A 20,551-nucleotide genomic window follows, 5' to 3' on the forward strand; every position below is an offset into this window, starting at 1 on the left:
GAGGCCGTGCGAGGTTTCGCGCACAGCGGAGACCTCGGATTCGCGAACCAGCTGAACTGACGTGTTCACCCGCCGACGGAGGGGATCAAAGCCGCGCTCCGCCGCGATTCCGTGAAGAAGGGCCCGGCGGTCGCCTTGCCCGCGACGTCTTCCGTCGCGCGTGACCGGCCGGTGCCCGGGCGGGGATCAGTCAGGTGAGAAAGAAGGGTCGTCCGCCGCTGTGCGGACGACGGGGGGAAGCACGTACGCCAGAGGTGCACGCCGCGCCTCGAGCCGCGGGTCGAACACTGACCTCGCGACATCCCCAGTGGCGGACCCGAAGGGGCCGCACCCACCACCGTTGGGCACCAAGCCGTTGGTGTCCAGGATCTGGCCGGCGGTGGACGGTGTCGGCAGGCCAGGATCCTGCTGGCTGTTGAGGCCGTCGACCGTGCGCCCCGCCATGGCTTCGGCGTTGTCGGACACCGAGACGTGGTCAGGGTCGAGGGAGGCGGCCGACGCGCCGACTTCTGTGACCGCGGAGGGAACCGCGGCCGTTTCGGTCACGGGAAGCCCCGCGGCCGCTGTTGAGGACGCTCCCGTCGCCGCAGTGGAGTCCGCGGCCGCCGGAGCGGCGGTGAGCATGCCGAACAGAACAGCGAGCAACCACCCGGCGGCTACCAGAAAGCCGATCGCGGTTGCCCGCATGACGAGCCGACGGGCACCGGCCGCGAACCGCGCCATCCGGTCGACCCGATCGGTGGCCGTGTCCTGCCCCTGGGAGGTCACGGGCAGGCGACGCACAGCGAGGGACTTCTCCCTCGGCTGATGCATCGCCGCGCGCGCCACGTGACCTCCCGCTATCCAGAACCGGCCCCATCGTGAGTGGAGCCGGTCCGTGGACTCTCACCCCTCAACGGTCCGTAACCGTAGCAGTACTCAAGGTTGTCGCAAGGCCTTTTCACCGTGGCCCCAGAAATTCACCAACGCCACACAGCCCAAACCACCCCCAACTGGGCCAATGCACTCTGGCGTACGTCATGAGCGGCCCATCAGCGACCCCGCGACGGGCCATCACCCGGCATTCCCGGGCCCTCGGAGTCAGCTTTCGGCAGGAGGCCGGATTCTCGGTATGACGCACTCCTCAGAGTTTGCTAGCCTTACTGAGCCGACGCGGGATGACGGTCCCGCGTGCAGGCACCAAGTCCGGGTGGCGGAATAGGCAGACGCGCTAGCTTGAGGTGCTAGTGCCCAGTGATGGGCATGGGGGTTCAAGTCCCCCCTCGGACACGCACTCTGGTACATGCTGGGCCTCGCCTCGACTGTGACAACCCTCCCCGAGGGGTCATAGGCGAGGTGGAGGCCCATCTGTTTGTAGAGGTCGTTCCTGTCTAGAGGATCGGCATCCCTTAGGATCTTGGGAAACTCGGCCATCGCCGGAATCATCTCCTTGATCTCCTTCTCTGTGATCTCACGCTTCCTGTTGATCGCCCGCATGCGCCCTTCGGCCTGCATGCGTTCCGCCCGGGTTTCGGCCATCCACGCGCCGATCTCCTGCGGGTCACCGCCCGCGTCCAAGGTCGCCCTGTAACGAGCCATCCGCTGATCGCAGTCATCGATCGTCTTGCGAGCGGCTTCGATGGCGATGCCGTCCATCTCGTTGTTCTGGGCGTCCAGGAGAGCCCGGACCGTCTCCTTCAGAGCTGCCGGGTCGAAGATCCGGCCGAGCCACGGATCCAGCTCCGCGAGGATGTGGTCCTCGCGGACGTAGACCGTACGTGGGTGCTCGATCTTGTTCGCCAAGGCGTACTCGACGGGAAACTTGCACCTGTAATGGGCGCGGCCGTTGTTCCAGGTACCTTCCATCCGCCGCTCGCATACGCCGCAGTGGAGCAGGTGGCGGAGAACGTAGGGGCGCGGGGTCCTTCGGGGCTTGCGCTGCCTCGCTGGCCGCCCGTTGGCCGACAGCAGCGCCTGGGCCTTCTCGAACGTCTCCGTGTCGATGAGCGGCTCGTGGACCACCGCCTCCGACCACACCCACTGCTCTTCGGAGTTCCACTTCAGCTTGGTCACATGCCCCTGGGTGACGTCGTTGACGTCCAGAAGCTCTTCCTGCTTGTGCTGCTTGTTCCAGACCTGGCGACCCGTGTAGCGCGGGTTGAGGAGGATCGCTCGAACCGCCGACTTGGACCAGGCGACGCCCGAGCGGTGTCGATTGCGGGCCCTGTCGTAGGCGGACGGGCATGGGATGCCCTCCTTGGTCAGCCCTTCGGCGATCAGGTAGAGGCCCTGTCCCTGAACGAATTCCTCGAAGATCCTTGCCACGTAGGGAGCTGTCAGCGGGTCCGGCTCCAGGCGGTGGAGCCGCTTTCCGTCGGCGGCCTTGCTCGGGTTGGGATGAGGTCCTGCATCCATCAGGCGGTAACCGTACGGCGGGCGCCCGCCCAGGAAGCGTCCTTCGATCTTCGCCTGCGCTTCCATGGTGGTGCGGACGCGCATCTTGATGCGGTTGCGCTCCCCTTTGCTGATCCCGCCGAACATCAGCATGATCAGCTCGTGTGCTTCGTTGGTGGGGTCTATCGCCCCACCGACCTCGGGCACCCACAAGGGCACTCCGTAGTGGTTGAAGAGCTCAAAGGTGTTGCCGAACTGGTTACCGTAGAAGGCGCGTTGGGGCTCACCGACCACGACGGCGTCGAACCCGCGGTTCGGGTTTCGCAGCTCACCGAGCAGGTTCGCAGCCTGCGGCCTGCGTTGCGGCGGGATCGATCGGGACTTGTCGATGTCGAAGAACTCCGCGACGATCATCCCTCCACGAGGCTCGATCAGCGCTCGTGACCGCGACAGTTGCCAGTTCCTCGACGAGGTGGGGTCCTGGTTGTCCTCCGTGGACACCCGCCCCCAGAAGGCGAACGGGATCATTCAGTTTTCCTCGCTTTCTGCTGACGTCGTGTCAGCGTCGTTACGTGTTAGGAGAATGCGCAGGAGCGCACGAGCTGCCCCGGCGGTCAGAGAGGGGCTCGTCTCGGGTACCTCCACGCGCAGTGCGCGCCTGCGCCCAGCATTTCCGCCGCCCGCAGGAACCTTTGCGGGCCCTGCAGGGTACGCCTCCGTGGTCGTTTCCGGAGGCCCTGAGCAGGCCCTTTGTGGCTGGTCAGACACCCTGGCCCTCCGCATCCGTGAGGCGGGTACGGGCCAGGTCGCAGTAGGCAGCGTTGAGTTCGATGCCGGCGAAGGTGCGGCCGAGTTGCCGGGCGGCGATGCCGGTGGTGCCGCTGCCCATGAAGGGGTCCAGGACCTTGCCGCCGGGGCGGCAGCCGGCGGCAATGGCCCGCAGCGGGATGTCGATCGGGAAGGCGGCGAAGTGTGCCGCCCGTAGCGGGCGGGTGGGGATCGACCACACGTCCCCGGGGTTCCGTCCGCCCGGGTGGCAGGCGGCGTGCCGCTCGCCGGTGGGCCGCATCGCCGCCCCGTGGCACGGGCCTGCCGCGTCCTGGCCGGTTGTGCCGTACTTGCCGGGCGGCGGCCAGGGCGTGGTGATGCTGTTCGGCTTGGTGCCGCCCGAACGTGACCGCCTGCTGATCGGACGTTCGCCGGTGTAGGGCTGGCGGATCGGGTCCAGGTCGAAGCCGTAGTGCCGCTGTTTGACCAGCAGGAAGATCAGCTCGTACCGGTTGGACAGGCGGTCGCGGACGGACTGCGGCATCGCGTTCGGTTTGTGCCAGACGATGGCGTTGCGCAGGATCCAGCCGTCCTCTTGCAGGGCGAAGGCGACGCGCCAGGGCATGCCGAGCAGGTTCTTCGGCGGTACCGACTGGCGGGCTTTGGGCCGTACGAGGGGCTGGCGCGGGTTGAAGTCCGCGCCGCGGGCGCAGCCGTCGGAGTTGGCGGCGTAGAGGTCGCCGAGGTTGAGCCAGCAGGTGCCCTCGTCCGCCAGGACCCTGCGGACTTCGGCGAAGGTGAAGCGCAGGGTCTCGACGTACGCCTCGATGGTGGGTTCCTGGCCGTACTGGCCGTCGCAGTAGTGCCGCAGCCCTCAGTACGGAGGACTCGTCACGATGCAGTCCACCGAGCCCGGGGGCATCTCGGAGAGCACCTGCCGGGCGTCGCCGTGGTAGATAGCGGCCTGGTCGTCGTACCAGTAGGGCTGCCTCAATACGGTCATCGGCAACCCCCGACCGTCCGGGCCACCCACAGCGCCTCGCTCGCCCGCGCACCGCCGGGGTAGGCGCCGACGACCATCCGCCGGTAGCCCTTGACCCGGGCCGCCCACCACGTCGCGCCCAGGAGCGCTCGTTCGACGCCCGGTGTGCCGTCGGTGGCCAGGCAGAGGATCTCCACCATGGAGCCGTCATCGTCCCGCCACGAGCTGGGCGGGCCAGCGAACACGACGCCGACCAACGTCGCGTTGCCGTTGCGAACGCCGAGAACGAATTCGGCGTCGGCGGGCGCGAGAAGGTGACGGTGAGTCCAGGCGGTGAAGGCCCGAGCGGTCTGAAGCCCGATCGGTGAAATGACCAGGCGCCGGTCTTCCAGCCGAGCGGGATTGGTCAGTTTGCGGTTGTTGATGCTCGCGAAGATGGCATTCGACTTCTCCATCGCTGTTGTCGGGACACGGTTTCCGGATGCGCGCCTCCAGAACCGCGAACACGGCGTTGGTGGCGCTTGACCAGGCAAGCAGCGGGCTCAGAAGTCGCTCAGAAACAAGAGTGCGCGACCGCAAACGCAGTCCTGATGGCACTTCTTCTGAGAAATTTCTGAGCCGATTCCCAACGCTTCTCTGAGTGGTTTCTGAGGGGCTGCGTAGACCGGTTTCGAGACCACGGGAGCTTTCTCGAATCGGAGCACGACATGAGCGCACATCGCCTCACCGAATCGCCCTTGGACACGGCGGAAACCTCGTTTCGACTGCTGAGCACCGGCCCTGGATGCCTGTCCTTGGACTCCACGGCGTTCGCGCCCGGCCTGCCTCGCGGGCCGATCGAGCTGCTGGAGTTGCGTGTGCTGCTCACCAGCCAGAACGTCACCGAGCAGGCCAGAGACGCCGTCTGGACGGAGCTCATCACCCGGGCCCGGCAGACGGGATCGGCCTGGACCGTTGCCGCCGCCGGCATGGCGATGCCGGCCCTTCGCAGGACGGCCCTCTCCCTGACGCGCGAGCTGGCGTGTGGTGACCCTGTGGACGTCGACATCGCGATCCTGGCCGGGTTCCTGCGGGCCCTGCACCACGTGGACACCGACCTGCCCCACATCCGGCGCCGCCTGTGCGAGGCGGCCCGCTGCTCGGGCGAGAGCGCGCGCCGATACCTTCTCGCCAAGGCCGAGCGGCAGCGGCAGGCCGGTCAGCCACCGCCCGCGGGCCGCCCGTGGCACCACCCCGATCTGGTCCTCCTCGACGCGGTCGACGACGGAACGCTCAACGAGCTCGACGCCGAGCTGATCATGCTCACCCGGCTGCAGGACGTACCTCTGCGAGACGGCGGCCCCGTCCTCCGGCCGCAGAACCGGCACGACGCCTCGCAGGTCAGCAGGCTGTGGCTGCCGGACACCGAACCCACCCCGTCTTCCCCCACCTCTTCCGCGCGGAGCCAGGAAACTCCGGATGCAGACACGGCAACCGAGCTGAAGGGAGGCAGGGACACCACCCCTGGCTCCGCGCGGATCTCTCCCAACCACCCATCCGTCGCCGGACGAGCCAGGAGGCGGCACACGCGGCAACCCCGACGCGGCAAGCCCTGCCTGCGTGGCTTTGCCCTGTCGGTCGTTGCCGCAGCGGCAATCGCCGTGCTGCTGGTTGCCGTGGTGGCAACCGCGGCACTGGCCGCCGCTCCGGCGGACCTGAACACGGTGTTCACCAACCTGCGGAACTGGCTGATCGGGCTGCTGGCCACACTTGCCACGCTCATGCTGACCGTCGGCGGGCTGCGCTACCTGATCGCCGGCGGCGACCCCGGGGAGATTCAGAAGGCCAAGGCAGCGCTCAAGGCAGCGGCGTTCGGATACGCGCTCGCGGTGCTGGCGCCGCTGTTCATGAGCGTGCTCAAGCGCATCGTGGGCGGTTGACCGCCATGCCACGCCTCGCCAGCACCGTTGCCGTCATCGCCGGATGCATTGCCGTTGCGGCGGCAACCCCTGCCGCCGCCACCACCCCTTCGCCGACGCCCTCGCCCGAGCCTTCCCCGCCGCTGTTGCCGCCGGGGGATGTCTCCATCGGGAGTCCCGGGTCGATGTTCGGCATCGGGGACTGGATCGCGGGCTGGATCAACTCGTGGTTCGCGAACCTGGTGACGCTGGCGGTCGAGCCGATGCTGAAGATTCTTTCGATGACGCTGCTCGCCACACCGGACGTGGCCGCCAGCCCCAGGGTGTACGACCTGTGGCAGGCGAGCGCCGTGATCGCCAACAGCGCGTTCGTGCTGCTGGCCACGATCGGCGCGATCGCGGCGATGGGGCACGAGACGGTCCAGACCCGGTACGCGGTCAAAGAGGTGCTGCCCCGGCTGCTGGTCGCCGTCCTGGCCACGAACACGAGCTTCACCATCTGCGGAAAGATCATCGAGCTGGCCAACGCGCTGTCACAGGCGCTGCTCGGGCAGGACTTCGACGGTCGGCGGGCATTGACGACGCTCCGCTTCATGATCGTTCCTCCGGCGCAGGACGAGAGCTTCTACATCCTGCTCGCGCTGGTCGCGGTCATCCTGCTGACCCTGCTGCTGATCACCTTCGTGATGCGCGCCGCGCTGGTGTTGCTCCTGGTCGTGGCCGCGCCGCTGGCGCTCGCCTGCCTGGCGCTTCCGTACACCGATGGGCTGGCCCGGTTCTGGTGGCGGGCCTTCACCGGGCTGCTGACCGTTCAGGTGGCGCAGTCGCTGGCGCTGGTGATGACGGTACGGATCTTCTTCAACCAGGACGGGCGCCTGGTGCTCGGGCTCATACCGTCCGGCCAGCTCATCAACCTGGTCCTCGCCATCTGCATGCTGATCATCCTGGTCCGTATACCTCGCTGGGTCACGCGGCGGCTCTTCGCCCAGACGGCCGGGCGCGGCTCGACGATCACACGGATCGTCAAGTACGCCCTCGCCTACAAACTCACCTCACCCGTGCTGAACGCCCTGAGCCTGGGCCGGGGAGCTCGCGCCTCTTCCGGGACCCGGGCAGCCCATGGGATGCAGGGCAGGGTGCTACCACCACGCCGTCCACCCGGAGGCGGACCGCCTGGCCCCGCCGGTCAGCGCAGACCAGGCGGGCCGCCATCCGGCCCTCCACCCCACGGCGGGCCCGGCCAGGGCAACCGCCCACCGACCGGCACCCGCCACCAGCGGAACACGACGGTGGTCACATCCTCGTCGTCCGCGCCGCCGGTCCGCGTCACGAACACCAGCGCTGGTCCCCAACGCTGGCTGCAACAGCCGGGCTCGACCCGCCAGGGGCCGTCCGATCACCACCGTCCTTCCCGACCTCGGCCTCCGGTTCCGCCGGCCGTGTTCCTGCCGCCCGTCTACCCCGGCAACACCACGGCTCCGCGACGGCGTACTCCCCCTGATGCGGGAGGTGAGCGCAGGTGAGCTGGCCGACACGGATCCCCGCCGACGTGGAGCAGGAGGACCGGATCGTCGGCGGGTTCACTACCCGTCAGGTGGTCATTCTCGGCGGAACCGCGGCCCTGCTGTACGGGGTCTACCTGATCGCCGGCGAGCGCATCGGGTTGCTGGTGTTCGCCGCCGGAGCTCTGCCGGTCGCGGTGGCGGGGTTGCTGCTGGCCGTCGGGCGGCGTGACGGTGTCCCGCTGGACCGTTATCTGCTGGCCGCGCTGCGCCACCTGTTCACGTCGAAGGCTCTGACCTCCTCGCTCGACCAAACTTCGGCGGCTCCGAAGTGGGTGGCCGCTCGCACCGGTGCCCGTTCGGCTCCGCTGCGGCTGCCTGCTCGCGGGGTGATCGGTGACGGGCTGATCAATCTCGGCCCGGACGGCGTCGCCGCGGTGGCGGAGGTGTCCACGGTGAGCTTCGCCCTGCGAACGCCCGAGGAGCAGGACGCGCTCGTGGCGACGTTCGGACGCTGGCTGAACTCGCTGTCCGGTCCGGCGCAGATCTTGCTGCGCGCCCAGCGGGTGGACCTCGCTCCGGCGATAAACCAGCTGGTGGAGGGCGCCGGTGATCTGGCTCATCCGGCGTTGACGGCCGCCGCGCATGAGCACGCCTCATTCCTGGCTGACCTGTCCGCCCGGCACGACCTGCTCCGCCGCCAGATCCTGCTGATCGTGCGCGAGCCCTCCGACGGCGGGCAGGACGCGGCGGCGGCGCGTGCGCTTCGGCGGGTGGAGGAGGCCACGCGGCTTCTGCCGGGCTGCGGAATCACGGTCCGGCTGCTGAACGCCGAGGCCACGAGCGCCGTACTGGTGTCCTGCTTTGACCCGGCCGCGCCGCCCCTGCCCCGCGATCAGCTCGCCGAGCCCAGCGAGGTCATCACGAAGGGAGAGCACCGGTGAAACTTCGACGTACACGGTCAAGTCGCGCAGGGCTGGGGCCGGACGCGGTGCTGGTCCGGCCGTCCCATCTGCGGGTCGGCGGTGGGCTGTGCGCGACGCTGGCCGTCAGCGGGTATCCGCGGGAGGTCCACTCCGGGTGGCTGGAGCCGTTGCTGACCTACCCCGGCCGTCTGGACGTGTCGCTGCACGTGGATCCGGTGCCGTCCCTGGTCGCTGCCGATCGGCTGCGCAAGCAGCTGGCCCGGCTGGAGTCCGGGCTGCGCAGCGACCAGCAGCACGGACGGCTCCTCGACCCGAGCGCGGAGGTGGCCGCCGAGGACGCCCAGGACCTCGCCTCGCGCATCGCGCGTGGGCAGGCCCGGCTGTTCCGGGTCTCGATCTACCTGACCGTCCACGCGACCAGCCAGAACGAACTGGACGAGGCGTGTGCCCAGGTGCGCGCGCTGGCCGCCTCCCTGCTCCTGGACGCCCGCCAGGTCGCCTTCCGCCAGCTGCAGGGCTGGGTGTCGTCGCTACCGGTGGCCTTCGACAACCTGGGAGCCACCCGTACGTTCGACACCCCGGCCCTGGCCGCCGCGTTCCCGTTCACCAGCCCCGACCTCACCGCCGAAACGGGACCGACCGCCGTGCTGTACGGGGCGAACGCGGCCAGCGCCTCCCTGGTGACCTGGGACCGGTTCGCCCAGCCCAACCACAACTCGGCCATCATCGCCAGCAGCGGAGCCGGCAAGTCGTACCTGGCCAAGCTGGAAGCACTCCGCTCGCTGTACACCGGCGTCGAGGTCGCGGTCATCGACCCCGAGGACGAGTACGCCCGGCTGTGCGAGGCGGTCGGCGGCGCCTACCTGCACCTGGGCGCGCCGGACGTCAGGCTCAACCCCTTCGACCTGCCCGCCGACGGACGGGACGCGCTGACCCGCAGGGTGCTGTTCCTGCACACGCTCGTCGCGGTCATGCTCGGCGAACCACTCGACAAGACCGGCAAGGCCGCACTGGATCGGGCCATCCTCGCCACGTACAAGCAGGCCGGGATCACCTTCGATCCCGGCACCTGGGACCGCCCGGCACCACTGATGCGCAATCTGGTAACCGCTCTTACCGAAGACGCGGACCGTCGAGCGAGCGAGATCGCCGCCGGGCTCGCGCCGTACGTGACGGGCAGCCACCGACGCCTCTTCGACGGGCCCACCACCACCCGTCCCGACTCCCACCTGATCGTGTTCTCCCTGCGAGACCTTCCCGAGGAGCTCAAGGCGGTCGGCACGCTGCTCACCCTGGACGCCGTCTGGCGGCGCGTGTCCAACCCGGACCAGCGGCGTCCCCGACTGGTCGTGGTTGACGAGGCGTGGCTGCTCATGAAGGACCCCGAAGGAGCCAAGTTCCTGTTCCGGATGGCGAAGGCGGCCCGCAAACACTGGGCCGGGCTGTCGGTGGTCACCCAGGATGCCGCCGACCTGCTCGGCTCCCCCGCTGGGCAGGCGATCATCGCCAACTCCGCCACCCAGATCCTGCTCCGGCAGGCACCCCAGGCCATCGACGCAGTCACCGACGCCTTCAACCTGTCCGAGGGCGAACGCCAGCTCCTGCTGTCCGCCGAACGCGGCACCGGCCTGCTGGCCGCCGACGCGGGCGCGTCCCGGGTCGCCTTCCACGTCCTGGCCAGCGCCGGCGAACACCGCCTGGTCACCTCCTCCCCGCAGGAACTCGCCCAGTACGACGAGGAGGATCTGTGAACCTCTACGATCTCGACCCCGATGTCCTGCTGGACGTCGTCCTGACATGGCTGCACGGGCACGGCACGCACCTTGCGATCCTGGTTCCGGCCAGCGTGTTCACGGTGAGTCTGAGTCGGTTCGTGCTCTTGCGGCTACGTCACCGCGCGGCGGTCCGAGGGGCGCGCTGCCTGGAGATCCTGGCTCCACCGGCCGCGGACCTGCCCGGAGCCGAGGCGTTGTGGGGCAACCTGCTCGGGCTGCTACGTCCGGCGTGGAAGCGTTTCTTGTTCGGCCAGCCGCACCTGACCTTCGAATACCACTTCAGTGCAGGTGGAGTGCGGATCCTCATGTGGGTCCCCGGCACCGTCCCCCAGCATCTGGTGGACCACGCGGTCGAAGCCGCCTGGCCCTCCGCGCGCACCACCGTGGTCGAAGCGGATCCGCCGGTGCCGCTGAGCGGGCGGACCACCGGCGGGCAGTTCGTGATCGCCCGCGAGGAACGGCTACCGATCCGCGACGACCACGACCACGATCCCCTCCGAGCCCTGCTGGGCGCCGGCGTGGGCATGCCCGCCTGGCAGCACGCCGCCGTACAGGTCCTGGCCCGTCCCGCCACCGGCGGGCGTCTGTCCCGTCCGGGTCTTCCCGTCGCGCTGGTGCGCGCCGCCCTCGACCTCGCCGTTCCCGACCGTTCCCGTACGCACCGCGAGTCCGATCACGCCGTACGGCTGGAGCACTACGCCGAAGCCCGCGCCATCCGCGACAAAGCCCTCCAGCCCCGCTACGAAGTGGCCATCCGCTATGCCGTCCAGGCAGACGACGGCGGCACGGCCTCGCTGCGCCGTCAAGCCATCCGCGGGCGGGCTCACGCGATCGCCGCCGCCTTCGCCCTGTACTCCGGCCACAACCGGCTCGAACGACGCCGACTGATCCGGCCAGGCCATGCACTGGCCGCCCGCCGCCTCGGGCGCGGCTTCCTGCTGTCGATCCCCGAACTGGCCGCGCTCGCGCACCTGCCGACCGATCCCGCCGTCCCCGGCCTGCGACGGGCCGGGGCCAACACCGTCGCCCCCACACCGCAGGTCGCCCAGCACGGCAAGGTGCTCGGCACCGCCGACGCCGGCCACCAACGCCCGGTCGCGCTGCGCGTACCCGACTCCTGCCACCACGCGCACATCCTCGGCCCGAACGGCACCGGCAAGAGCACCCTGCTCGCCCACATGATCCTGTCCGACATCCAGGCAAGGCGCGGCGTCGCCGTCATCGACGCCAAAGGCGACCTCGTCGCCGACCTCCTCGGCCTCATCCCCGAAGAGGCCGGGAAGCGCATCGCGCTCATCGACCCCGACGACCCCCATTCCCGGCCCGCGCTCAACGTCCTGGCAGGCCCGAACCCTGACACCCTCACCGACAACCTGGTCGGCATCTTCCACAAGATCTACGCCGACTCGTGGGGGCCACGCAGCGACGACATCATGCGCGGCTGCGCCCTCACCCTGTCCCGCAGCGGCGGCACTCTCGCCGACATCCCCGCCCTGCTCACCGACCCCGCCTACCGCCACCAGCTCACTGCGCAGTTGAACGACCCGTTCCTGGCCGGATTCTGGACCTGGTACGAACGCCTGTCCGAGCAGGCCCAGTCCCACGTCACCGCGCCCATCATGAACAAGCTCCGCGCGTTCCTGCTCCGCCCGTTCGTCCGCGACATCCTCGGCTCCGCCCAGTCCACCTTCGACGTCGGCGACGTCCTGGACGGCAAGATCCTGCTCGCCCGGCTGCCCAAAGGCGTGCTCGGCGACGACACCGTTCGTCTACTCGGCTCACTCCTGCTCGCCCAGGTCTGGCAGGCCGCCTCCCACCGCGCCCAGCTCGGCCGCAGCCGCGCCCCTTCGGCCCTGTACGTCGACGAGACCCAGAACTTCCTCAACCTCCCCCGCGCCCTGTCCGACATGCTCGCCGAAGCCCGCGCCTACGGACTGTCGATCGTGCTCGCCCACCAGCACCTGGCCCAGCTCCCCCGCGACCTCCACCAGGCCATCAGCTCGGACGCCCGCAACAAGATCTACTTCACCCTCTCCCCCGAGGACGCCCGCGACACCGAACACCACTTCAGCCCGTACCTCACCCGCCACGACCTGGCCAACCTCGGCGCCTACCAAGCCGCCGCACGCCTCATCGTCCGTTCCGCGGAAACCCCGCCGTTCACCCTGCGCACCCATCCCCTCCCCACCCCGGACGCCGGCCTGGCGCTACGCGTCCGGGCCGCCGCCGCCCGAGCACACGGCCGTACCCCCGGCCGTCCCGAAGCCCTGCCGCAGGACGACCCGCGGCAGCAGCCCAGCACAGGAGGAGACGTCCACGGATGAACGAGCACTACACACCAGCCGTCATGGCCTCACTCGCCAGCCGGCTCACCAGCCGCGACCGGCACCTGCTCCGCCTCGTCTGGACCCACAAGGTCCTGACCAGCCACCAGCTCGCCCGCATCGTCTTCAACGACCCGACCACCGCACGCCACCGCCTGGTCAAACTGCACCACATCGGCGTCCTCGACCGCTTCCGCCCCAAGCCGCCGACCGGCTCCGCGCCCTGGCACTACGTGCTCGGCGAGAGTGGCGCCGTCGTCCTGGCCGCCGAGGACGGCACCGAACCGGCCGAGTTCGGTTACCGCCGCGATCGAGTCCTGTCCATCGCCTACAGCCAGCGCCTCGCCCACACCGTCGGCACCAACGACGTCTTCGCCCACCTGTACGGCACCGCCCGCCGTACCAGCGAATGCCACCTGCACACCTGGTGGACGGAACGGCGCTGCGCCACCCAATGGGGCACCCACGTCCGCCCCGACGCCTACGGCCGCTGGACCGAGAACGGCCACACCATCGACTTCTTCCTCGAATACGACACCGGCACCGAAACCATCGGCCGCGTCGTGGCCAAACTGGACGGCTACGCCGCCCTCACCGCCGCCACCGGCATCACCACACCCGTCCTGTTCCTGACCAGCTCCGCGCGCAGGGAAAGCACCCTGCACGACCGCCTCCAGCTGCGGGCCATCCAGACCGGCGTGCCATGCGCCACCGCCGTCACCGGCCCCAGCCCACACGGCCCCGTCTGGCGTCCCCATGACGCCCGAAACCAGCGTCTACGCCTGGCCGAACTCACCGACCACTGGCCCCAACCAGGGGCGCGCGGTTGATCGCAGAAACCGGTCTGACCCCGATCATCGCCGCAGCCGCCGGTCTGATGGGCGGCGTCGTCCTGCTCGCCGGGCTTGTGGGAGGGGCCTACCTCACAGCCACCACAAGCACGGCGACGTGCGATCCGGGGCCGTGTGAACAATTCCCCGACGTGATGCCGATCGAGGGACTGGCCGGCGCCGAACGCGGGCTGATCGCCATGCAGGCCGCCCTGAACATGCGCGGCGTCCCGTACTCCTGGGGCGGCGGCGGCCCCGACGGCCCCAGCTTCGGCATCCAACACGGAGCGCATATCCGGGGGTTCGACTGCTCCGGCCTGGCCGAATACGCCTGGGCCAAGGCCGGAGCCCGGATCGGCGGCCACACCGCCCCACAGTGGAACGCCGGCGCCCGCATACCCAGAAGCCAGATCCGCCCAGGAGACCTGATCTTCTTCGCCCGCGACCCCGCCCGTCCGGCCACGATCCACCACGTCGGTATCGCCGTCGACGCCACCCGCATGGTGCACGCCCCCTCCACCGGCAGCACCGTACGCATCGACACCTGGGCAGGCGACCCCTACCGCGAACGAGAATTCATCGGCGCCGTACGGCCCGCCCTATGACCGGTACGACCAGCGCGGCGAGGGCCAAGCACCCGCCAGATGTCCCAGCTCCGGTTGGCGGTCGCCTGAGGAAGGGTCCGAGCCAATCCATGGCATGCCTCTGCGTGAAGCCGGACAGCCCCGGTGACAGGCGGTAAGCTCACCGTGACCGTTTCAGTCTGCCTTCGAACAACAGATTCGAGTCGGTCGAGGGTCGGCTCCTCGGAGCCGGCCCTCACTCATCGGCCAGGCACCGCTGCAGCAGAACAAAGCCCGGCATGGTCTCCTCCGGCCTGACACCCACTTCGAAGATCTCCGGCTCTTCGAAGACGGGTTCCCCGCTCGGGCGGCGTACGTACACCACTCGCCCGTAGTCCACGCCGTCGCCCTGGTCGAAGCTCATCCACGTGATCGCCTCCTGCTCCCCCTCCCGTAGGGGATGGTTGGAGACGGCCCGCGTGGTGATCGTGTCAGGAGGCTCGAAGAGCCACACCTGCGGAACAGCCAGCACCCAGCGAACGGCTTCGATCTCCTGAGCCTTCTCTGCCGCCCTGGCCTCGAACGCCTCCGCCGTCTCGGTGTCGCGCAGGTAGTCGTAATCGCTCAGAACGAGCTTGGTCGCGCCTTGCATGGCGACGATCGCCGGGCACTCCCGCGCCATGATGTTCTTCTCCATGCGCTCCACCACGTCGAACAGCAGATGCGCGGTCGCCTCGTTCATGTCGCCTCCGGCCCTGCTCACTCATGGCGCCCCCCTACTGTGCCAGCGTTTCAGAAAGGGCCGGAGGCGGCCTCAGAACTCCCAGAAGATTCCGGCGTGGCGTCCATCAGGGCCCGATGAATTGCCCCGATTTTGATGGAGGCCTTGGTGTGTCCCGGGTTGGGCGGAGGCTTGTCACTAGCCTGGCGGGATGGGATGGGGTCTGGGCGAGCTTGTCGCGAAGTACGACGTACCGGGTGCACAGGTCGCCGTGCTTGCCAACGGGGAGATCCGGGACGAGGCTGCGGGCGTGCTGAGTCTGCGCACCCGGGTCGAGGCCACGACCGACTCGGTGTTCAAGATCGGCTCGATCACCAAGATCTGGACAGCCACGCTGATCCAGCAACTGGTCGGCGACGGTGTGCTGGATCTCGACCGTCCCGTTCGCGACTACCTGCCCGGCTTCCGGCTGAGCGACCCGGCCGCCACCGCGTCCCTGACCGCCCGCCACCTGCTCACCCACACCGGCGGTATCGACGGCAACCACTTCACCGACACCGGTCGCAACAACGACGCGATCGAGAAGTTCGTCGCCACCCTCGCCGAGGCCGACCAGTTTCTCCCGCCCGACACCGTCTTCTCCTACTCCAACAGCGGGTACGTGGTGCTCGGCAGGCTGGTGGAGGTGTTACGCGACAAGCCCTACCACGACGTGCTCCGCGAACGCCTGGTGACACCGCTGGGCCTGCACACCGCCGCTACCGACACCTACGAGGCGATCCTGCACCGCGCCGCGGTCGGCCACATCCACAGCGGCGGAGAAGTCGTTCCAGCGCAACAGTGGGCGGTTTCCTACTACTCCGCGCCCAGCGGCTCGCACCTGGCGATCAGCGCACGCGACCTGCTGGAGTTCGTCCGCCTGCACATCACCGACCCCGCGCTGGCGGCACTGCGCGAACCTCAGGTCGAATCCGTCCCGGACTTCGGCGGCGGCGTCATCGGCTGGGCACTCGGCTGGATGCTCTACCAGGACGGCGTCGTCGGCCACACCGGCGTCTCAAAGGGGCAGAAGGCATTCCTTCGCGTCGTCCCATCGGCGGGTGTGGCGGTAGCCGTGCTGACCAACAGCACCGGCGGTGAGCCACTGGCCTACGAGATCTTCGATGCGGTGCTCAGGGACCTTGCCGGCGTCGAGACGGCACCGCTACCCGTGCCGCCCTTGAACCCGACCGGGATCGACGCGCACCGCATGTGCGGCACCTACCGCTCCACCCTGTACGACATCACCCTTACCAGCGAGCACGACCGCGCGTTCCTCATCTACCGCCCACGCAATGAAACCGCCGAGTCCTTCCTCGGCGGGTCCGAGAAGCGCGTCGAGGTCGTCCGCCTCAACGACAACTCGGTCATCACCGCCGAACCGAAGTCTTCCGGCCACCAGGTCCTGTCCCTGGTCGGCTCCGACGGGCACGGCCGCGCCCGTTTCCTGCACAACGGCGCCGCCGCCTACCGAATCGCCTGATGGTCACCGCCGACGACGTGTGATCGTCCGGCAGAATGGCGGGATGCCTCGACCAGTCCCCGCCGACCTGCTGGAAATCGCTGAGGCACTCGTCCCCGACGCTGCTCTCGGCTCCGTACGTCTTGCCGAGCATGGAAACATGCACCACGTTGTGCTGTTCCCCGGCGTCGCCGCGGTACGTATCAGCAAGCGCCCCGATGCCGCCGCCGAGTTGCCGCGCCGGGTCGAGATTCTTCGAGCCGTTGCGGCGGCCGGTCTGCCTTTCGCCGTACCGGAGCCGCTGACTGCGGTGACCACGTTCGGGGAACGCGCGGCCGTCGCGCTCTCGTGGATCGACGGCGAGTCGTTGCCGGAAGGCATCGGGGACCCGGCGGCGTTCGGCCCGCTCTTGGAGGCACTGCGCGACGTTGAGATCTCACCGGGACTCGAGGCCGTTCTCCACACGCCCCGCCGGTACGCCGATGACCTGGGGTGGGCCGACATCCTGAGCGACGAGATCATTCCGCGCCTGCCGACGAAGTGGCGCGACGGAGCGCGGCAGCGGCTGGACACGATGCTGGCACTCGAGGAGGTCCCGCCCAGGCTCGTCCACGGCGACCTCGGCGCCGGCAACGTCCACTTCGGTGAGGACGGCAAGCTGGCCGGCGTACTCGACTGGGACATGGCGATCCTGTCCGACCCCGCGATCGACGGGGCACTCGTCGCGACCTGGCACGGCTGGGACGTCCTGCGCGCGGCCACCGACGAGGAGACCTACCGACGCGCCTGGGCCTGGAACGACGCGGTCGGGGTCGGGCACCTCCACGCGGTCTTCGCCGGCAAACCCCTGTCACACGTCGACGGCTTCGTCCGTTCCGTCGTCGCCTGGTTGGAGGAACGCGGCCCCAACCCTAACGATCGGCCCAAACTCATGCCCGAGCACAACGAGAGGCAGCACTCAGCGCACGCTGCCCCTGACTAAGGCACGCCGCAGGGATCTCCCTTCTGAACACCGCCTATTTCGGCGACGTCGTCACGAGCAAACCCACGATCCGCGGCTCGCGGACTCCTTGTCCGTGATCTGGTCTGAGCGCAGGCACCAGGAGGGGTCTCGTCGAAACCTGCCGACGCTTCCATCAGCCCGGATCCTGTTTCGCCCGGCGTGGAGCGCGCGCACTTCGGTGTTTCTCAGCCGTCTCTCTCGCGGGCGCGGTCTGTTACGCCGGGCACGAGGGGCACGCTCTTGTCTGCGGCCATGGGATGCCAGCAACACGATGTGTACTCCTTTCGGCCGGTACGGCTCCAGCCCCGGGGATCCGAGGGCAGGAGCCCTACCAGGTCGGGGTGTCATCAACCGGCGAAGGTTAGCGGCCGGTCCAGGGCTGTGGACAGGGTGCGCAGGGTGTCCCGGTCGAGGTCGTCGACGCCTCCGGTCACCGCGCGCAGCATGTTGCGCTCGGCACGGTCGGCGCCGCGTACGTGCTGCTCGTGGTGGGTGTAGGTGTTGACCGCCTGGACCACTCCCCAGGCCGTCCCCTGCCAGGGCGACACCCGAAGGTCGTGGTTCCAGAGTCTGGTCAGAGAGTCGCGTTTGTTCTCGGCCATGGTCCGGCTGCGTCCCGGTGCGGCGGGCATCGGGACGTGGGCGTCCAGGAAGGTATTCCACTGCCACCGGCTGACCGGGATCCGGCACAGGTCTGCGACGGCGCGTGAGAACTCGTCGGCCAGGGTGTAGACGATGTTCAGAGCCTGGCGCGCCTCGGTCAGCCGGAACTTCGAGTGCCGTGAGTGCTTGATCTTGATCTGCTGGCCGCGTTCGGCGAGCCCGGCGGCCATCGTGTTGTCGCACACGATGTTCGTGATGGCGCGTTTGAAGATCGTGGACAGGGACCCGTCGAAGGACGTCGCCCCGAACAGGTGCGGGCGGAACTCCACCCCCTCAGGCGTGTGGATGTTGTCGGGCACCTCGACCGACACCCAGGCGACCGCGCCGCCCTTGAGCAGTCCGGCCGACCCGATCGACAGGTCCGCGTCCAGCAGGCGAGAGATGTTGCCGACGAGCCACTCCACGTACGGATGCGGCTCATAACCGTCGGAGAAGATCCCCATGACGTGGCCGTTGTCGCTGCGCAGGATCGCCTGCCGTCCGGGGACCTGGGCGAGCCCTCCGCGCGGATCCTCCACGTACACCGGGCTCGACAGCGCCTGCCAGCCGAACAGGCGCCGTTTGACGTCGTCGACCGGGATGGGGCCCGGGTAGTGGTTGGGCTCCTCCCCTTGCATGCTGGCCCGGTAGTGCCAGGCGCTGCCGCGTTTGTCGGTGTGGCCGATCAGCGTGTTGGTGTTCAGCCACTCCAGGGATTCACGGGACATGACGTGCTTCCTCTCTGATCAGGAGAAACGGAAAGGCACCGGCCGGAACCGGTGCCCGTCGGATGTGTTTGGGGCGCTCAGGTGGCGCGCTGGTTGATCGCGTACGCGACCCGTTCGGCGAGCTCGCGGTCCGCGTTGCGGATCTCGATGCCGATGGCGTGGTCGCGGACCTCGAAGACTCCGTACATGGAGCCGAGTCGCCACCGGATGGCTGTTTCCTGCTCGGCAGCGGTGACGGCGTGCCCGGGCAGCAGGGCGAGCAGAGTCTCCACCAGATCGGTTCGCGCGGTGTGTTTGGCGGTTCTGGCCTGCTGCTGCTTGAGATCGCGTACGTATTTCGGCAGGAGCCGGCGGCTGATCTTCTTGGCGATGTGTTTCGGTCCGCGTGTGGTCACCACGATGATCGAATGGCGCCGCAGGTCAGAGGACTCGACGGGGTAGAGTCCCGTGACCACGATCCACTCTGTCCGGCCCATCAGTTGGTGTACGGCCAGGCGCGCGCCGTCCGGTCCCATCAGGTACGGCGTCCCCCAGAGGGTCTCTGGGCTGTAGCCGTGCAGATGCCTGGCGATCTCGGGTACGAGGTCGTTCACGTCGCAGCCGTCCATCGGGAATCCTTTCGTTCCGGCATGTCAGGGCAGCGTTCGATTGATCGCAAAGAGGCCCGCCACCGCGCCCTTTGCTGGGCACGGCGGCGAGCTGGCTGTTGGGAAGGTGGTTCAGATCGCCGACCGGGCGATCACCAGCCCTCGGGGAGCAGTGGCCAGGCAGCCGAGGGCCGCTCTCGTACCTGCGCGATGATGTCGTCGGCCATCTGGCTCCAGTCACGCCCGAGCACCTCCGACGGCGACAGACCCACCATGAGCGCCTCGACGAGCAGGAGCGCGAGCGTGTAGTGAGACGTGACAGACAGAGCCCGGTCGAGCGCGACGCTCGCCAGCGGCCCGTCGCCCCGGCACATCGCGGCGAAGGCCAGCAACGTCGCGGGAGCAGCGGCGAACGCGGGTTGAACCTTGCGGACGACCTCGGTCCACAAGCGCACATGCGTCTCTATGTCGTACTCCAGCACGTACGTCATCGCTATGTCGCGTACGGGCTTGGCTGTCAGGCACACCCCGAGCCAGGCCACCGTCTCGGCGTCAAGGTGCCCTCCGGCCTGGACCTGATCCAGCGCAGCCACGACCCGCTTCACGCCGTCGCCGAACCAGTCGTCGCCCGGACTGCTCTCCTTCTTGGCCTGGGCGCAGACCTCCCGTGTGATCTTCTCGGCACGATCCTGGTCGAAGTTCTCGGGCGGCTCCAGCGTTGCAGCCAGGGCCGTTTTGTCCGGGAGCGCGCGCATCCCGGCCACCACGGCAGCAGCGGCAGGTGCGCTACTGGAGGGATCGACCGGTACCCCCTCCGGAGGGCAGCACCTGACATCCGAGCAGACGTAGGACCAGTAACGCCCCTCATCAACGCGTATCGCCTCGCAGACGGCGACCCCGTTCCCGGGCAGGGTCTCCATGGCGGCATCCATCATCGGAGTGACCTGCGGACCAGCTCCGTAGCCGACCAGCAGCGCACGATGGATGCCGTTAACCTCCAGTACGTTCGCCAGGTGACTCGTCCGCGCTGCCATCTCGGCAGGGTCCTGCGTCAGGTCCAGGCGTACGACGCCCTTCACCTTCGCGTCGTCGATGCCCACCGCCACGAGACTCTGTGAGGGGTGGAAGCCGAGCAGGTACGGCACGCTGGCGACCACGTCGGCCAGCTTCTTGATCGTGACGGTGTTGGTGAGCTCGGATGCAGCGCTCATGGAAAGACCTCCAGACATGAGAAAGCCCCGCAGATGGCCGGGCGGATGGACGTAGGCGCAGAGCGCTATGGACGCTGCCGCGCGCGAGCGAAGAGATGGGCTAATGAGATCGCCGAGCGCGCATCTTGGACATGCTCGCGAAGTTGCCCTCACTTAAATACGGTTGACGAAACGGCTCAACCGTCCGCGCTCGATGGATTCCTTTCGTGTAGCGGCA

Annotated in this window: 18 protein-coding genes and 1 tRNA gene; 11 read left to right on the top strand and 8 right to left on the bottom strand. The window is 68.7% G+C overall.

Annotation, left to right across the window (positions count from 1 at the left end; genetic code table 11):
- Positions 1 to 186: 186 nt before the first annotated feature.
- Entirely contained in the window at positions 187 to 828 is a 642-nt protein-coding gene (locus ABGA98_RS41900; protein WP_347624043.1) for a hypothetical protein, read from the bottom strand.
- A 355-nt stretch (positions 829 to 1,183) separates the two neighbouring features.
- Here ABGA98_RS41900 and ABGA98_RS41905 point away from each other — a divergent pair.
- Together ABGA98_RS41905 and ABGA98_RS41910 are read left to right on the top strand one after the other, a co-directional pair.
- A tRNA-Leu gene (locus tag ABGA98_RS41905) sits at positions 1,184 to 1,269 on the top strand.
- A 783-nt stretch (positions 1,270 to 2,052) separates the two neighbouring features.
- A complete protein-coding gene (locus ABGA98_RS41910; protein ID WP_347624044.1) occupies positions 2,053 to 2,817 on the top strand; it encodes a hypothetical protein in 765 nt (254 codons plus the stop codon).
- Between the two features lie 316 nt (positions 2,818 to 3,133).
- Here ABGA98_RS41910 and ABGA98_RS41915 read toward each other — a convergent pair whose 3' ends face one another.
- Genes ABGA98_RS41915 through ABGA98_RS41925 form a run of 3 tightly spaced genes read right to left on the bottom strand, consistent with a single transcriptional unit; the run spans position 3,134 to position 4,578 of the window.
- Complete coding sequence (locus tag ABGA98_RS41915) at positions 3,134 to 4,012, bottom strand: site-specific DNA-methyltransferase (protein WP_347624083.1); 879 nt, start codon at positions 4,010 to 4,012, stop codon at positions 3,134 to 3,136.
- A 3-nt stretch (positions 4,013 to 4,015) separates the two neighbouring features.
- Positions 4,016 to 4,144 (bottom strand): hypothetical protein, encoded by a 129-nt coding sequence (locus ABGA98_RS41920; RefSeq protein ID WP_347624045.1) that lies wholly within the window; start codon positions 4,142 to 4,144, stop codon positions 4,016 to 4,018.
- A complete protein-coding gene (locus tag ABGA98_RS41925; protein ID WP_347624046.1) occupies positions 4,141 to 4,578 on the bottom strand; it encodes an XF1762 family protein in 438 nt (145 codons plus the stop codon). Before ABGA98_RS41925 ends, ABGA98_RS41920 begins: the two co-directional genes overlap by 4 nt.
- A 339-nt stretch (positions 4,579 to 4,917) precedes the next feature.
- Here ABGA98_RS41925 and ABGA98_RS41930 point away from each other — a divergent pair, with 339 nt between their 5' ends.
- The 7 genes from ABGA98_RS41930 (at position 4,918) to ABGA98_RS41960 (ending at position 13,983) form a co-directional block, all read left to right on the top strand.
- Complete coding sequence (locus ABGA98_RS41930) at positions 4,918 to 6,042, top strand: hypothetical protein (RefSeq protein ID WP_347624047.1); 1,125 nt, start codon at positions 4,918 to 4,920, stop codon at positions 6,040 to 6,042.
- Positions 6,043 to 6,206: 164 nt separating this feature from the next.
- Positions 6,207 to 7,544 (top strand): conjugal transfer protein TrbL family protein, encoded by a 1,338-nt coding sequence (locus ABGA98_RS41935; RefSeq protein WP_347624048.1) that lies wholly within the window; start codon positions 6,207 to 6,209, stop codon positions 7,542 to 7,544.
- On the top strand, positions 7,541 to 8,467 hold the full coding sequence (locus ABGA98_RS41940; protein ID WP_347624050.1) for a PrgI family protein: 927 nt from the start codon (positions 7,541 to 7,543) through the stop codon (positions 8,465 to 8,467). Before ABGA98_RS41935 ends, ABGA98_RS41940 begins: the two co-directional genes overlap by 4 nt.
- A complete protein-coding gene (locus tag ABGA98_RS41945; RefSeq protein ID WP_347624051.1) occupies positions 8,464 to 10,200 on the top strand; it encodes an ATP-binding protein in 1,737 nt (578 codons plus the stop codon). Before ABGA98_RS41940 ends, ABGA98_RS41945 begins: the two co-directional genes overlap by 4 nt.
- Positions 10,197 to 12,548: a TraM recognition domain-containing protein gene (locus ABGA98_RS41950; RefSeq protein WP_347624052.1), complete on the top strand. Its 2,352-nt coding sequence runs from the start codon at positions 10,197 to 10,199 to the stop codon at positions 12,546 to 12,548. The genes ABGA98_RS41945 and ABGA98_RS41950 overlap by 4 nt, the downstream gene beginning before the upstream one ends.
- Entirely contained in the window at positions 12,545 to 13,378 is an 834-nt protein-coding gene (locus tag ABGA98_RS41955) for a replication-relaxation family protein (RefSeq protein ID WP_347624053.1), read from the top strand. The genes ABGA98_RS41950 and ABGA98_RS41955 overlap by 4 nt, the downstream gene beginning before the upstream one ends.
- Positions 13,375 to 13,983 carry an NlpC/P60 family protein gene (locus ABGA98_RS41960; protein ID WP_347624054.1) on the top strand — a complete coding sequence of 203 codons (609 nt, stop codon included), beginning with the start codon at positions 13,375 to 13,377 and terminating at the stop codon, positions 13,981 to 13,983. Before ABGA98_RS41955 ends, ABGA98_RS41960 begins: the two co-directional genes overlap by 4 nt.
- A 214-nt stretch (positions 13,984 to 14,197) precedes the next feature.
- Here the strand turns inward: ABGA98_RS41960 and ABGA98_RS41965 are convergent, their stop codons facing one another.
- Complete coding sequence (locus ABGA98_RS41965; RefSeq protein WP_347624055.1) at positions 14,198 to 14,683, bottom strand: hypothetical protein; 486 nt, start codon at positions 14,681 to 14,683, stop codon at positions 14,198 to 14,200.
- A 190-nt stretch (positions 14,684 to 14,873) separates the two neighbouring features.
- Here ABGA98_RS41965 and ABGA98_RS41970 point away from each other — a divergent pair, with 190 nt between their 5' ends.
- The gene (locus ABGA98_RS41970; RefSeq protein ID WP_347624056.1) at positions 14,874 to 16,184 is read left to right on the top strand and encodes a serine hydrolase domain-containing protein; all 1,311 of its coding nucleotides are present in this window, start codon (positions 14,874 to 14,876) and stop codon (positions 16,182 to 16,184) included.
- 43 nt (positions 16,185 to 16,227) lie between these two features.
- Entirely contained in the window at positions 16,228 to 17,145 is a 918-nt protein-coding gene (locus tag ABGA98_RS41975) for an aminoglycoside phosphotransferase family protein (RefSeq protein ID WP_347624057.1), read from the top strand.
- A gap of 368 nt (positions 17,146 to 17,513) precedes the next feature.
- Here the strand turns inward: ABGA98_RS41975 and ABGA98_RS41980 are convergent, their stop codons facing one another.
- The 3 genes from ABGA98_RS41980 to ABGA98_RS41990 form a co-directional block, all read right to left on the bottom strand.
- Positions 17,514 to 18,536, bottom strand: a complete 1,023-nt coding sequence (locus tag ABGA98_RS41980) for a DUF932 domain-containing protein (RefSeq protein ID WP_347624058.1) — start codon at positions 18,534 to 18,536, stop codon at positions 17,514 to 17,516.
- A gap of 77 nt (positions 18,537 to 18,613) precedes the next feature.
- Entirely contained in the window at positions 18,614 to 19,144 is a 531-nt protein-coding gene (locus ABGA98_RS41985) for a hypothetical protein (protein ID WP_347624059.1), read from the bottom strand.
- A gap of 131 nt (positions 19,145 to 19,275) precedes the next feature.
- Positions 19,276 to 20,334, bottom strand: coding sequence for a DUF4192 domain-containing protein (locus ABGA98_RS41990; protein WP_347624060.1), 1,059 nt, complete (start codon positions 20,332 to 20,334; stop codon positions 19,276 to 19,278).
- Positions 20,335 to 20,551 lie beyond the last annotated feature (217 nt).

The sequence above is a fragment of the Nonomuraea sp. B1E8 genome, from assembly GCF_039871515.1.
In the GTDB taxonomy this organism is placed as follows: domain Bacteria; phylum Actinomycetota; class Actinomycetes; order Streptosporangiales; family Streptosporangiaceae; genus Nonomuraea.

Coding starts and splice junctions, on each gene's coding strand:
- ABGA98_RS41920 (WP_347624045.1), bottom strand. CDS start 4,144: ATGACCGTATTGAGGCAGCCCTACTGGTACGACGACCAGGCCGCTATC.
- ABGA98_RS41955 (WP_347624053.1), top strand. CDS start 12,545: ATGAACGAGCACTACACACCAGCCGTCATGGCCTCACTCGCCAGCCGG.
- ABGA98_RS41975 (WP_347624057.1), top strand. CDS start 16,228: ATGCCTCGACCAGTCCCCGCCGACCTGCTGGAAATCGCTGAGGCACTC.
- ABGA98_RS41970 (WP_347624056.1), top strand. CDS start 14,874: ATGGGATGGGGTCTGGGCGAGCTTGTCGCGAAGTACGACGTACCGGGT.
- ABGA98_RS41985 (WP_347624059.1), bottom strand. CDS start 19,144: ATGGACGGCTGCGACGTGAACGACCTCGTACCCGAGATCGCCAGGCAT.
- ABGA98_RS41965 (WP_347624055.1), bottom strand. CDS start 14,683: ATGAACGAGGCGACCGCGCATCTGCTGTTCGACGTGGTGGAGCGCATG.
- ABGA98_RS41980 (WP_347624058.1), bottom strand. CDS start 18,536: ATGTCCCGTGAATCCCTGGAGTGGCTGAACACCAACACGCTGATCGGC.
- ABGA98_RS41990 (WP_347624060.1), bottom strand. CDS start 20,334: ATGAGCGCTGCATCCGAGCTCACCAACACCGTCACGATCAAGAAGCTG.
- ABGA98_RS41925 (WP_347624046.1), bottom strand. CDS start 4,578: ATGGAGAAGTCGAATGCCATCTTCGCGAGCATCAACAACCGCAAACTG.
- ABGA98_RS41935 (WP_347624048.1), top strand. CDS start 6,207: ATGTTCGGCATCGGGGACTGGATCGCGGGCTGGATCAACTCGTGGTTC.
- ABGA98_RS41910 (WP_347624044.1), top strand. CDS start 2,053: ATGCCCCTGGGTGACGTCGTTGACGTCCAGAAGCTCTTCCTGCTTGTG.